We start from the raw sequence: 13,642 nt of genomic DNA, 5'->3' as shown, positions 1-13,642 counted from the left end.
GAAACTCATCTTAATTCTGCCCGCCAACAACCTGCCAGTTATTCGCCTGCTCCACCGTTAACGGTTGGTGTCTGCGGATGTAATCTTCCACCAATGTAGCCATATCCGTGGCGCCTTCATGCAGTACCTTTTTGCCCGGATACATCGCATAATCCCCGCCGCCAGCAGCGCGGTAACTATTCATTACTACCGAGTACATGCCATCCATATCCATTGGCTTGCCTTCATGTTCCAGCTTCACAACTCGACTACCTACAGGTTTGGAGATATCCAACTCGTATTCCATGCCAGCCCACATATCGTAATTATAATGCTGGGGTTTCGGTTCCATATAAGCCGGATTGACTGCCACCTCGCCAGAGGCATTTACTTCAAAATAACGTGCCGTTTGTTCCAATGCCTCCCGGATATCCTGACCACTCAGCTCCAATACGGTCAGTGCATTAGGGTAGATGAAGTTGGATAATACGTCTCGAACAGTGATGTGACTCCCGAATCCTTGTGCTTCTTCACTCAGCATGGCGGTATTGGATAGCTGCGCTCCAGTCGCTTCCATCTGCACTTGATGTACAAAATCAATAAAAGGATGTGCCTTGAGTCGCAGGGATGTAGCATTGGTGATAGATAAATCCCCAGCTACCTCGCCAATAGGTTGATCCAGCCATGCTTGTGCTTCAGTTTCCAGTTCGTCTGTAAGCTTCATAACTGTAGCATCAGGCTCAACTTCATTATGTTCATCCAGAAGCAACAATCGTGCCTTCTTATCTATAATCTTCCATTTGCCATCCGATGATTGTTCCAATTGAACGGATACATGCCCCGCACCATTTCCACTAAATCCTGGCTGAATGACGGTAACACCATGAATATTAGCGGTAAGCTGACGATGCTGATGTCCGGTAAGCAGGACATCGATGCCTTCGATGTCCCGACAGATGGCATAGCCTTGATTTTCTCCAGTTAACCGTTCGGCAGGCTCTCCTGTTTCCAGATCACTCTCAAACCCGCCATGATAACTGACAACCATTACATCTGGTCGCTCCTGTTCACGAATATAGCCAACCCATGTACGAATGTTCTCCAAGGCATCAAGGAACTGTAGACCTTCAATATTCTTCGGATGCTCCCAGTTCGGGATGTAGTGTGTCGTTGCACCCAAGAGTGCAATTCGGACCCCGGAGGAGAGGGTCTTGATCAGATAGGGAGGGCCGAAGGCTGGCAGACCTGCACCTGGTGGAAGATCTGTCCGAGGTTCTGGTCCATTGGCTCTGTCGTGCTCAAGATGAACAATATTAGCTGACAGCCAAGGGAAGTTGGAAGAGTCAACAGCACCGCGCAGCATCTCCTGACCATAGTTAAACTCGTGGTTACCCATTACCGCAGCATCATAACCGAGTTCATTCAGTACAGTAATAAAAGGATGGCGACCCTCAGCAGTTCCTTTCGAAGCTGCATAAGAGGCCAAGGGTGATCCTTGCAGTAGATCTCCATTATCCACTAGCATCAGTTCAGGTGAACGTTCGCGTTCCTTACGAATCAGGGAAGCCAGCAAGGCAAGCCCGGCCGGGCGGTACGCATTGGTATTGTAATGAATGGGGCGAATCGCCCCGTGCAGATCACTGGTATACAGAATATCGAAGCTTGCCGTAGGGTGTATGGATGTCATTTTACAATCTCCTCTAATATATAAGTTCTTCCCATATCTTCAACCATAATGAGCCTATTTTAACAGATACAAGTCGCGCTGACAGCCTGACAGGAAACTTTACAAAACTCCAAATTTCGTTTCACATCGCGCAAATATTTGGCAATTATAGTAGACAAGTACTGAAAAATAGAAACTCTTTGGAGGGTGTTCGTTTGAAGAAGTCTGCTTTATTTTTACCATTGTTGATTTTGGTTCTGTTTCTGAGTGCTTGTGGGTCTAGTAGTACAACTGGTTCGGCTAACGGGGAAAATACGAGTTCCAATGCTTCCGGTACGGCGACGGCAGAGACAGAGAAGCCAGTCGAAGGTTATGTGCCAACGGAACTGACGGTTCAATTCGTACCTTCCCAGAATGCAGACACGCTTGAAGCCAAAGCGAAACCGCTGGAGAAGCTGCTTGGTGACAAACTGGGCATCCCGGTAAAAGTCAGCGTATCCACGGACTACAACACGATTATTGAAGCAATGGCTTCCAACAAAGTAGACGTAGGTTTCTTGCCTCCGACAGCTTATGTACTGGCTAAAGAAAAAGGCGCTGCACAAGTTATTCTGCAAGCACAACGTTTTGGTGTAAATGATGAGACTGGAGCTCCAACAGAGCAACTGGCAGATTCATATAAATCCATGTTCATTGTGAAAAAAGATTCGCCGATTCAATCCATCGAAGACCTTAAAGGTAAAAAAGTCGCTTACCAAAACGTAACGTCTTCCGCAGGTTATGTATGGCCAGCAGGTCTGTTGCTCGACAGAGGAATTGATCCATTAAAAGATGTAACACCTGTAACGTTGAAAGGTCATGACCAAGGTGTTATCGCTGTATTGAACGGTGACGTTGATGCAGCAGCGATTTTCCAAGATGCCCGCAACACGGTAGCCAAAGACTATCCGACTGTATTTGAAGATACACGTGTACTGGCGTTCACTGAGCCTATTCCTAACGATACCATTGCCGTTCGTACAGACATGAATGCAGATTGGACTGCGAAGATCAAACAAGCCTTCATCGATATCGGTAAAGATACGGAAGGTCACCAAATCATCAAAGAAATCTATACGCATGAAGGTTATGTAGAGTCCGATGATAGCAAGTTTGAGATCGTTCGTCAGTATGGCGAAAAAGTGAAAGGTGAATAATTCTGATCCAAAAGTAGTTAAGGATCTGTTCACTTTGTAGTGGCTTTCTTGGATGGGAACAGCTTAATCGTAGCAATGGACAGGCCAGTTCAGCGTGATCTACGCTGCACTGGCTTGTGCCATTATAGCAAGCACTTAGGTAGGGTTGATCATTATGAATGAAAGAAGGGTTATTGCCATGATTGAGCTTCATAACGTTACCAAAACTTACGCTAACGGCACCAAGGGCCTGGATAATATTAATCTAAAATTTAAGCAGGGTGAGTTCATTGCTGTAGTGGGCCTGTCCGGTGCAGGTAAATCAACGCTCCTACGCTCCATTAACCGACTGCACGACATTAGTGAGGGCGAGATTCTGATTAACGGAAGTTCCATCACGAAGGCACAAGGCAAACGGCTACGCATGATCAGACGTGACATCGGCATGATCTTCCAGAGTTTCAATCTGGTGAAACGGTCCAGTGTACTACGTAACGTGCTCGCTGGGCGGGTTGGATACCATTCCACCATGCGTACCATTCTGGGTCGTTTTCCAAAAGAGGATATTGAACTGGCATTTGGGGCTCTGGATCGCGTAAATATCTCGGAGAAAGCCTATTCCCGTGCAGATCAGCTGTCGGGTGGACAACAGCAGCGTGTGGCTATTGCCCGTGTACTGGCACAGGAAGCAAAAATCATTCTGGCCGACGAACCGGTTGCTTCACTAGACCCGCTTACAACAAAGCAGGTTATGGATGACTTGAAACGCATCAATCAGGAGCTTGGGATTACGACTATTGTTAACCTTCACTTTATTGATCTGGCCAGAGAATATGCGACCCGGATTGTCGGATTGCGAGCAGGCGAGGTTGTATTCGACGGCCCGGTGGAAGAGGCAACGGATGATCGCTTTGCAGAAATATACGGCAGACCGATTCTGGCTGATGAATTGCTGGACAAGCAGGCTGTGCATGAGCAGGGAGAAGTTGTGGTATGAAGGGGCAGTCCAACGTTCCACTTCAGAATGCAGGTGGAGTGGGGAAGGAACCTGGTTCCAGCCCGGCTCAGGTTGTGAATCGTCCGAAACCGCCTGGGCGTACGAAACATCTGCTCACCTTAGTGATCATTCTGCTCCTTCTGTGGGCCAGTGCCAAACAGACGGATGCCAGTTTCACGGAGTTGTTTGAAGGTTTCCCCAATATGCTGGATCTGCTAAGGGAGATGTTCCCACCCCGGTGGAGTTACTTTGATAATATCGTGCAAGGCATGCTGGAAACAATTCGAATGGCCTTGATTGGGACAACCATTGGTGCCATTATTGCGATTCCGATCTCGATCATCTGTGCAGGTAACCTGATGCCGAGTCGCTGGATCTATTATCCGGCGCGCTTTCTGCTGAACCTGATTCGGACTGTGCCGGATTTGCTGCTTGCTGCTTTGTTTGTCGCTGTGTTTGGTCTGGGACCCATCCCCGGAATCTTGGCACTGGCTGTGTTCTCGGTAGGTCTGATTGCGAAGTTGACCTATGAGACGCTGGAAACCATTGATCAGGGGCCGCTGGAAGCGATGACAGCTGTTGGTATGAACCGGATTCAGCTCATTGTATATGGCGTGGTGCCGCAACTGGCAGCCCAGTTCACATCCTATGTGCTGTATGCCTTCGAAATTAATATACGTGCTGCTGCCATTCTTGGACTGGTAGGAGCCGGAGGAATTGGACTCTACTATGAGGCCACACTTGGATTCCTGGAGTATGACAAGACCAGCGTAATCATTCTGTTTACCCTCGTCATCGTCCTGATCATTGATTATGTAAGTACTAAGTTGCGGGAGAAATTGCTATGATGAAAAATGAAACAAGCCGCATCCGGCCTAAACCACGGAAGAACCCGCTTCGCTGGGTCATTGTGTTACTGCTGATCCTTGTGTATGTCTGGGCTCTTGCCGGTGTACCATTCACTGGTTTCAAGGAAACCGCTGCCCAGATTATGAAGGCCATTGTAGCTGGGATTTTCTCACCGGACTGGGCGTTTGTATATTTGCCTGAGGGAGAAGACCTGCTGCGCGGACTGCTGGATACGCTGGCGATTTCCGTGCTGGGTACCGTGATCTCGGCTGTACTCTGTATTCCGTTTGCCTTCTGGTCTGCCCGTAATATGAGTGGGCATCGTTCCATCTCGGGTGCAGGTAAAATGGTACTCAGCTTTATCCGCACGTTCCCTGAGATTATCATGGCCTTGTTGTTCATTAAGGCAGTAGGTCCTGGATCGTTCGCAGGTGTACTCGCCCTTGGTTTACACTCCATCGGCATGTTAGGTAAATTGTACGCCGATGAAGTCGAGAATATCGACTATGGCCCATCTGAGGCGCTGCTTGCCTCCGGAGCCAATCGTATGCAGCAGTTGTGGTTTGCCATCCTGCCGCAGGTGATGCCTGGATTCCTGAACTATACGTTGTATCGTTTCGAGATTAATGTTCGTTCCGCAACCATACTGGGGGTAATCGGAGCAGGGGGTATAGGTACCCCGTTGATCTTTGCACTTAGCACACGGAACTGGCCGCGAGTAGGTATAATCCTGCTGGGTATTATCGTGATGATCACAATAATCGACTTGATCTCGGGGTATATTCGTAAGAAGCTGGTGTAAGTTAATGTGGAGCTGCGAATTATATTAGATGATAGAGTAAGAAGAGAGTAAGAAGAGAGGACTATTCGCTGCCAGAAATATGGCTAGGGATAGTCTTTTTTTGTGTCTGCAAATCAACAACAGAATGTTTTATTGCCGTGCTGATCATTATTCAATATGGATGTTCAAAGAATATGCAGACCGAGGATTGAATTAATTTCCAATTACATGTAGTATTAATAGATTCCTATATAAAGGGAATTAAGGATATTAATCAATATTCCTCATAGATAACCATTACAAGTAATCAGTTTTTCAAAAGGAAGGTGACCTATGGAAATATTTTATTATATATGGATTGGGTTTATCATGCTCCTGTTACTCTACAGAATGTTCTTTCAGAAGTTTAAAAAGCATAATATAGAGAATATTGGACTCAGTGCAATCCTGATTATTTTCACGGGAAGCAGTTATACATTTACACACATGAATTTGATTATTATGATTAGTGTTATCGCTGTGGCCGCTTGTTTTGCTCTATGGAACAGCATTCTATTTGTGAGAAATGGATATGAGCCTGAACGTTTGAAATGAACCCACGCTCTGCATTGCATTAACAATATGTAACCAAAGTAGCGTCGCAGGAGCTGGTCTAACGAACTTGAGAGTCCTTATTTGGTAACATAAGGCGTCACTGGCATTCTAACGAATCGTAGTGACGCTATTTGTTGCGTCTAACCTGAATTAACCCTCTAGGAGCGGGAATATAGTTACATAGCGACACTGAGGTTCGTTAGATCTTAGAATTCGGCCAAAATGGCTGAATAAGATCTGTCAGATTCGTTAGCGACGTTAAGGGGTAAGGGTATCACGTGAAATTCCCAATACATAAGCGCGCGAGTCAATGAGCCGAGAAGCCCGCGATCCCAAGAGCGTCAGCCCCTGAGATTCATAAGTAACAAGTCACTTTAGCGTCATGAGTGAATTGGTACCGTATAAGTCAAAGTTCAAAGTATTCAGATGTTCCTCTGCTCAACTAAAAAACCGAAACCATATTGCCCTGTGAAGCAGGCAATGTTGGTTTCGGTTTTTTAGTTGCATGGTTAAACGTCAGGCTTCTTTATTGAGAATTAGCTAGCCAAAGGCAACGCTTTGGTTACTTGAACCGTAATCGTCTCGGTGCTGGTCACGCCTGCGGCGTTGATCAGCTCAGCACGGTACGTATATGTTCCGTTAGCGCGACCCGACAATTCCGTTGTAGCACTTTGAGAAGCAGGTGTAGCAGCTTTTAATGCTTGTGTATCAATCAACACATCATTTTCATAGAGACGGTATTCGGTCGCGTTCGTACCCCACCAGAGGTTCATGGATACGTTGTAGTTGCCGTCACCATCCCAGTTGTTTTGGGACAAGTTCGCTTTGCCAGGGGAGGCGTTCGTTACTTGTACGGTCAGTACGTCACTGCGTGTTGTACCTTTGTCATTAGTCAGCTCGGCAACGTAAGTATACGTGCCATTCGTTTTGCCTGTAATAGCCGTTTTGGAGGACTGAGCCGATGGAGAAGCCGCAGTCAACTTCTGCGTATCAATCAGAACACCGTTCTCATACAGTTTGTACTCGGAACCATTTTCACCCCACCAGAGGTTCATGCTTACGTTATACGAACCTTCGAACAGGCCAGTGGTATATCCATTATCAGAAGAAAGCACCGGTTTACCCGGCGCTTCTGCAGCTGGAGTGGAAGGCTGTTCGCCTCCACCTTGATCTTCAGCAGGTACAAAATCATTCAAGCTTCTAGGTTTCAATTGATATACGTCTTTGAAAATAGCAGAAACGCCTGTGATATCAATTTTGTCCCCAGCAGTATAAGGGAAGGAAGTATCTGTCACACCTGTACGGGTGTCTACACGGATGTGTGTGCTTGTCCCATCCGCTGCCACTGCGTCAAATTCAAAAGATCCAACTGGTGTAGCACTGATGATATTCTCAATGGTTACATTTTTCAACTGAACGAGTTGTCCTTGGTTCGCATCTGTAATGGCTGTAACTTCGATTGGAGCAGGTACGGAAGCCGTACCCGTTTTCTCAATCGCAACGATGTCGGTAAGCTCGAACTCGCTGTTATAGATAGTTGTTGCAGCCGTTACTTTCACCTTGTCACCTGCATGGAAACCGCTTGTGTGCTGGAACACGTAGATTCCGGCAGTTTCATCTTGAAGATAGAAGGCTTGTCCACCAAATGCACCCGGTTCTGTCGTCACAACACCTTCGATAGTTACGGTCGTACCAACCGCTTTGGTACGTGCTTCAGCAACGGTAATAGCTGCTGGAATCGGTCCTTCTTCTTCCGGAAGCTGTTCAGCTGGCACATTGCCAACAGTCACGGCATTGGTGATCAGGTTACTGCCGTTCAGACGCAGACGCAAGCTCGCAGCGCCAGTTGTACCCGGTTTGATACGTACATTCAGATCTTTGATCCCGCGACCTTGGCTATCCGAGGTTACACTGAATGTGGAGCTGTAACCGTACGATGTCGGCCAAGTACCACTTTCATTCTGAATCATGGCTACCTGTGTTCCGCCAGTCAGATAGATACCAGCACTATAACCGGATACGGTTGTGTTTGGAGCCATGTTCTCCACAACGACACGAATCTGGAAGTCTTCTGCATTCGGAAGCGTATCCTGTTTCACGAAGCTGTAAGAAGCATTTGCGCTGGATGCAGGGCCGCCGTAAGAACCAGCCTTGAACGTGGAACGATCGTACCACTTGTATCCGGCAGCAGGTGCTGCCCAAGGTTCAGCCTGTGGTTCTGTAGAAGCAGCCGGCTCTTCGAATGGCAACAGCGCTGTAGCTGTATCCAGTTCAAGTCCGTTTACTTGAGTGAAGTCCGTGTAGTTCTCTTGTGTAGCAAGCCAGTTCACGGTGTTCACGAGCAATACGGCATCATCGACCTCTTTGAAACCGTCATAAGTTGTTTTGCGTGTGCCAGTCTCTTCACGCAAGTATTTAGGCGATGCATCTTCTACTGGAGAGGAGTCACCGATGAAGGCAGCCTTACCTGCGCCAAGCTTGGATACGGCTACGTAAGGACCTTCTTCGATCCCGCCGCCGTTGTATACGCCTTGGTCCACTGCGTTGTTCCATTTTGCGTTGGTTTTTGGCAGGTACACAATGCCTTTTGCTTTTTCCGGATCAGTGATTGCGAGTGTTGAGCCGGCATGCATGGCTACAGCCGACACGCCTTCTGTGATGCCGAAGGCTTGATCTGCCGGTACAACGATATTGGCATTGATATCGCCAAGTGCGTTATAGCGGAATCGTACGCCAAAGTTATCGGACAACCAGTCCGAGCTTGTTATATTTTGCATTGCTTCAGAATTACGCTCATCTGTGCTCATGCCTTTGGCTGGATCTTCGAATGCTCCCCGACGATAGCCGTTGATGACTTCAGAGCCATCCCAGCGGTTTTTATTACGGTCGGCATTATAGTGATCTCCAACGAAGAAGATGCTGCCGCCTGTTTCAACATATTGTTTGAGTGCTGCTTGTTCGGATGTTTTGAAAGGAATTTGAGGCTCTGCAATAACGAATACGTTATACTCTTTCAGATCATCATAGGTAAATGGAGTCGTCTTGCGAAGTTCTTTGACATAATAACCGTCATTCGCGAGTGCATTCCCGAAGTCAGAGAAACCTCCATCGATGACCCAGTCTGCTGCTCCAGCCGTCTGGCCGTGTGAGTTGTCGAACAATACTTTCTTACCTGCATTTTGGTTCACAACCTTCGCCTGGATGAACGGTGCCGGGTCTGTCGGTCCTTCCGCATGAACCGATGCATCTCCGTTCCATAATCCGATCTGAAGCGGCAAAGCCATGGACAATGCCAGGAGTGATTTTAGAAATACTCCTCGCATACCTGTTAATTTACCCAACCAAATCCCTCCCAAATATTAGTTGATTCATGAGTTCGTCCATATTCTACCACATGAAAATCTCACATAGTCATAACAATTTGTAAAAATTAACTCGATATTTGTAAAATTGGGTCTTTTGACATATCGATAGGTATTTCGATCCTGTCTTAACACTCCCATCCGGCGTCACTGTTGATTTTGCATAAATAAAAAGCCATCTCTATGAGATGACTTTGGCCCGAATTCGATTGACGGCATGGAAGACAGAGGATTTAATCATGCCTTCACTGCGATTCACCAGCTCTGCCGTTTCCTTAATGGAGTATCCGTGGATGAGGCGAAGTTCTAATATTTTACGGTGTTCCGTGTTGTTGATATGGGAAACCAGATCGTTGACACCTTCATTAATTTCAAGGTGGGGTGTATCGAGGTGATGGGTAGGTGCCTCCAGACGGCTGTCACGTTTAAGTGTACGGGTTCGCCTGCGGAAACTGTCCATGGCAAGGTTTCGGGCAATTCGTTTGAGATAATAGAGAAGCCGATCTTCAGGAATATCCACGGTCACATTCATCAGTCGAATGAAACAATCCTGAGCCAGATCTTCTGCGTCTTGCGGCTGTTTGACGATATGGGATAGATACCGTGTGATTTCTGATTTATAGTTGACATAAGCATCGTTGATTTGTGCAGTGTTCATATGATGTGAATCCCCCTTGGATACAGATCAGGCTTGGGTCCGGTCTGGTATGAGTCTCTTATGATCCAAGTATATCGGGAGGTTGTTTCCAAACGGTTCAGAGTTGTATCGGAGTTGTAACATTTCGTGCTTCCCTCTATTCAAGTACAAGGCTTGGGATACAAAATATAGACAGATGAAATTCATAGAGCAGGGAGATTACGAGGGTATCATGAGACCAAAAGAGATTTTAATTATTGAGGACGAGGAGTCCATTCGCGATATTTTGTCCTATTCGTTACGTAAGGAAGGATTTGAGATCAAGGAAGCAGCTACGGGTAAAGAGGGTTTGAGTCTGCTTCGGGATTCGAAGCCAGATCTGATCCTGCTGGATCTGATGCTGCCAGATATGAGCGGTTTTGATGTGTGCCGGCAACTATCTGTGAACTCCAAGATACCCGTCATCATGATCACTGCGAAGTCTGACATGCTGGACAAGGTACTTGGCATGGAGCTTGGGGCGGATGATTATATCACGAAGCCTTTTGATATCCGTGAGGTGGTGGCACGCATTCGGGCGATCTTTCGCCGGATTGATCTCATCAGCGAGACGCTGGAGAATCAGTCCTATGAGGTGGTAAGGCTTGGCAAGCATATTGAGATTCGCAAGGATGAACGGGAAGTGTGGAAAGACGGGGAACGCGCAGGACTCACCAATAAGGAATATGACCTGTTGTTATTTCTCGTGACTCATCATCGTAAGGTACATACACGTTCTGAACTGTTGGACAAAGTATGGGGATTTGATTTTGCAGGGGATACCCGAACGGTGGATATTCATATACAACGGATTCGCAAGAAATTGGATAGTGGTGTGCAGGGCATTTCGATGATCGAGACCGTATTTGGTGTAGGGTATAAGCTGAATATTCAGGTGCAGACATGAAGTGGACAATCCAGTTCAAAATGGTGGTGCTCTTCTCGGTTATCGTCTTTATCGGATTCTCCGTTCTGCTGATTCTGTCCAATAAGGTGGCGCAGGAGAATATGTACCGGGAAGTGCATGAGGACATGGTGCAATCGAAGAAAAATCTGGATATCGCGCTGAATCAGTACTTCCTGATTCATAACAAACGTATGAGCAGAGACTCGCTCGAAGCAGGAAGCCGCGAGCTTGCGGAGCAGATTGGTTCAGCCGTTGGCGGGAAGATTACCGTATATCGCCCCGATGCTTCGCCATACGGATCTGCTGGCAGTGAAGTTAATGTCGCTAAGCGGTCTGGCCATCCTGATGTGGAGGCGGCCATACAATCCAAGATCGCGTATACCACAGTTGTGGATAAAGGTCGGGTCACCTCCAGTCTGTCCTTTCCGCTTCAGATGGATCAACAATTGATCGGGATTGTGCAGATGGAGAAGGATTACACGGATTTGTTCAAACGCAACCTGCGTTTTCAAAATACGATCAAATTGTTCGCAGCGGTGATTTTTGTGTTTGTATTTATCGCATCCATCTTTATTTCCCGGAAAATCACCCAACCTATCCGTGTACTCACGAAACGTTCTGCGGAAGTGGCTCAGGGGAGTCTGAATGCAGACATTCAGATAACCACCAAGGATGAGATTGGTGAACTGGCTTCAAGCTTCACCATTATGATTGATCGTGTGCGGGAGCAGATTGATGTGATTGAGCGGGAGCGGGACGAAGTGAATCAAGTACAGGCGCGAAGCAAAGTCTTTTTTGACAATGTGACACATGAATTGAAGACACCACTAACGACCATCCTGGGATACGCCCAGATTTTGCGGGATAACGGATTTACCGATCAGGATTTTTTTGACAAAGGCATGAATTATATTATCAAGGAAAGCCAACGTCTCAACACGATGGTTGCGGATATTCTGGAGGTCTCGGTCTCCTCTGCGGTCATTCAGGCGTACCGATTCGAACGTATCGATGTATCGGATATCATTCGTGAAGCTTGTGAAGACATGTCGATTAAGGCGGGTAAGTACAATATAGGCATTCACTATGAGCTGGAGGAACATCAGTATCTACAGGGAGATCGGGACAAGCTGAAGGAGGTATTCCTCAACGTTCTGGATAATTCGGTCAAATACAGTGATGTCAATTCAATCATTGAAGTACAATCCTTCCGGTTAGGTGAGACCATCGCTATTTTGATCCGTGATCAGGGGGAAGGAATCGGAGCTGAAGCGCTCCAGCATGTATTTGAACCCTTTTACCAGGATAAAGGAATCAACAGGGCCGAGAAGGGCAGCGCCGGGCTGGGCTTGTCTATTGTGAAGAACATCGTGGAGCGTCATGGAGGAACAGTGGAGATGAAGAGCATCATGCGGCAAGGGACACAAGTAAATATCAGTCTTCCGGGGGAAATGAACGCATGAGACATCCCGGATTCTGGCGAAAGCACCGTGACAAATTGATGTTGTCGGGGCTGTTAATCGCATTTGTCAGTGGAATTTTCGGAATCGGCAGCCTGTTCAGTATGGGGAATCTCAAACCAAGAACGGTGATTATGCCAAGCGAGCAATTCAACAGCCGTCTGGCGCCGCCGCCCAGCAGTACGATTCAAGTCGAGTCGGCAACCAAGATTCCGAATGACTTCGCAATCTATGATTTTGAAGTGGTAGACCGGAATACAATTATATTAAATCAACCGGAACCTTCCTATTCTGGACTGCGGCTGTCTCTCCTGCATCTGGATGATAATGAAGTGAAAAATATTGCAACGAATACGGATTACGGTGTAGTCATCAGCCCGGATCACAAAAAGTTGATATACTCTCAATATCGGGCGGGTCAAGCGCAGAAGACGACGTATGAGTATATGATTCAGAGCGGGGAACGTCGCAAACTTTCGAACGATAACTCGTATTACAGAGTGTTTACAGGGAATGAATCCTACATCGGTCAAGATGATCTCTTATTTAAACAAGTCGATCTGAGGCAGGGAACGAGTCAGACCATCTACACCCATGATGAGCTGATGAGTATGTTTGCAGGAACAGGACAAGGAAAAGGATCGAGTGATACATTTATCGTTATGGATGTCTTGGAGGTCAGTGAAGATCTGAAGCAGTTCTATATGCTGGTGATGCTGAAAGACAATTATGTCATCTATCGTGTATCCCTTGAGGATGCGCTTGAAGTGAAGGCATATGCGGCAATGGAAGACATTCAACAATTCAAGTTGCTGAAAAATGGGGACATGCTTATCCAGGGAACGATGAATAAGGTGCAGGGATTATATCGGTATCGCGCAGAACAGAAGCAATATGATCTGGTCTTGAAAGGGTCCATCTGGAGCTTCGAACTGGATGCAGATCAATCGCGAATTGCTTATTTTTTGCCAATGGATAATCAGAATCAGAAGAATGAATTGCATATTGCCTATCTGAATGACAGCAAGCTTTCGTCAGATACGGTGATCTACCGTAATATTGATAGCTTCATCAAACTCAGATGGAATGATGATGAGCTATTTGCAGTGGGCAGCACGATGGATAAAAGTGAGATGTACCGCTTTAGTTTCAGAGCCTGGTAAGCTGAGTCGAATCGCATAAGAATATAAGACCTT

The 13,642-nt window shown here is 46.8% G+C and carries 10 protein-coding genes; 7 read left to right on the top strand and 3 right to left on the bottom strand.

From position 1 onward, the window contains the following. Positions 1-10: 10 nt before the first annotated feature. Positions 11-1,666 (bottom strand): bifunctional metallophosphatase/5'-nucleotidase, encoded by a 1,656-nt coding sequence (locus tag AB4111_RS25590; RefSeq protein WP_442033732.1) that lies wholly within the window; start codon positions 1,664-1,666, stop codon positions 11-13. Positions 1,667-1,845: 179 nt separating this feature from the next. Here AB4111_RS25590 and AB4111_RS25585 point away from each other — a divergent pair, with 179 nt between their 5' ends. The 4 genes from AB4111_RS25585 (at position 1,846) to phnE (AB4111_RS25570) (ending at position 5,468) form a co-directional block, all read left to right on the top strand. Then, complete coding sequence (locus AB4111_RS25585) at positions 1,846-2,841, top strand: phosphate/phosphite/phosphonate ABC transporter substrate-binding protein (RefSeq protein WP_442033731.1); 996 nt, start codon at positions 1,846-1,848, stop codon at positions 2,839-2,841. Positions 2,842-3,019: 178 nt separating this feature from the next. Then, complete coding sequence (phnC, locus tag AB4111_RS25580) at positions 3,020-3,817, top strand: phosphonate ABC transporter ATP-binding protein (RefSeq protein WP_253430906.1); 798 nt, start codon at positions 3,020-3,022, stop codon at positions 3,815-3,817. Beyond that, a complete protein-coding gene (phnE, locus tag AB4111_RS25575) occupies positions 3,814-4,665 on the top strand; it encodes a phosphonate ABC transporter, permease protein PhnE (RefSeq protein ID WP_442033730.1) in 852 nt (283 codons plus the stop codon). Before phnC ends, phnE (AB4111_RS25575) begins: the two co-directional genes overlap by 4 nt. Then, entirely contained in the window at positions 4,662-5,468 is an 807-nt protein-coding gene (gene phnE / locus AB4111_RS25570; RefSeq protein WP_442033729.1) for a phosphonate ABC transporter, permease protein PhnE, read from the top strand. Before phnE (AB4111_RS25575) ends, phnE (AB4111_RS25570) begins: the two co-directional genes overlap by 4 nt. Before the next feature lie 1,109 nt (positions 5,469-6,577). Here the strand turns inward: phnE (AB4111_RS25570) and AB4111_RS25565 are convergent. Beyond that, positions 6,578-9,364 carry a DUF5689 domain-containing protein gene (locus AB4111_RS25565; RefSeq protein WP_442033944.1) on the bottom strand — a complete coding sequence of 929 codons (2,787 nt, stop codon included), beginning with the start codon at positions 9,362-9,364 and terminating at the stop codon, positions 6,578-6,580. A gap of 220 nt (positions 9,365-9,584) precedes the next feature. After that, positions 9,585-10,061, bottom strand: a complete 477-nt coding sequence (locus AB4111_RS25560; RefSeq protein WP_442033728.1) for an RNA polymerase sigma factor — start codon at positions 10,059-10,061, stop codon at positions 9,585-9,587. A 211-nt stretch (positions 10,062-10,272) separates the two neighbouring features. Here AB4111_RS25560 and AB4111_RS25555 point away from each other — a divergent pair, with 211 nt between their 5' ends. From AB4111_RS25555 to AB4111_RS25545, 3 genes are read left to right on the top strand one after another with little or no spacing between them, the layout of a single operon-like run. Beyond that, positions 10,273-10,986 carry a response regulator transcription factor gene (locus AB4111_RS25555; protein ID WP_442033727.1) on the top strand — a complete coding sequence of 238 codons (714 nt, stop codon included), beginning with the start codon at positions 10,273-10,275 and terminating at the stop codon, positions 10,984-10,986. Next, a complete protein-coding gene (locus tag AB4111_RS25550) occupies positions 10,983-12,449 on the top strand; it encodes a sensor histidine kinase (protein ID WP_442033726.1) in 1,467 nt (488 codons plus the stop codon). Before AB4111_RS25555 ends, AB4111_RS25550 begins: the two co-directional genes overlap by 4 nt. Further along, positions 12,446-13,609: a hypothetical protein gene (locus AB4111_RS25545; RefSeq protein WP_442033725.1), complete on the top strand. Its 1,164-nt coding sequence runs from the start codon at positions 12,446-12,448 to the stop codon at positions 13,607-13,609. Before AB4111_RS25550 ends, AB4111_RS25545 begins: the two co-directional genes overlap by 4 nt. Positions 13,610-13,642 lie beyond the last annotated feature (33 nt).

It is taken from the genome of Paenibacillus sp. 2KB_22, assembly GCF_052115745.1.
GTDB lineage: Bacteria > Bacillota > Bacilli > Paenibacillales > Paenibacillaceae > Paenibacillus.
Note: the sequence above shows the minus strand (reverse complement) of the source record. Positions and strands in the feature narration are given on the sequence as shown.

Bases quoted from the DNA above. Each gene is read 5' to 3' on its own strand.
- AB4111_RS25590 (WP_442033732.1), bottom strand. From the start codon at position 1,666: ATGACATCCATACACCCTACGGCAAGCTTCGATATTCTGTATACCAGT.
- phnC (WP_253430906.1), top strand. From the start codon at position 3,020: ATGATTGAGCTTCATAACGTTACCAAAACTTACGCTAACGGCACCAAG.
- phnE (WP_442033730.1), top strand. From the start codon at position 3,814: ATGAAGGGGCAGTCCAACGTTCCACTTCAGAATGCAGGTGGAGTGGGG.
- phnE (WP_442033729.1), top strand. From the start codon at position 4,662: ATGATGAAAAATGAAACAAGCCGCATCCGGCCTAAACCACGGAAGAAC.
- AB4111_RS25565 (WP_442033944.1), bottom strand. From the start codon at position 9,364: ATGCGAGGAGTATTTCTAAAATCACTCCTGGCATTGTCCATGGCTTTG.
- AB4111_RS25560 (WP_442033728.1), bottom strand. From the start codon at position 10,061: ATGAACACTGCACAAATCAACGATGCTTATGTCAACTATAAATCAGAA.
- AB4111_RS25555 (WP_442033727.1), top strand. From the start codon at position 10,273: ATGAGACCAAAAGAGATTTTAATTATTGAGGACGAGGAGTCCATTCGC.
- AB4111_RS25550 (WP_442033726.1), top strand. From the start codon at position 10,983: ATGAAGTGGACAATCCAGTTCAAAATGGTGGTGCTCTTCTCGGTTATC.
- AB4111_RS25545 (WP_442033725.1), top strand. From the start codon at position 12,446: ATGAGACATCCCGGATTCTGGCGAAAGCACCGTGACAAATTGATGTTG.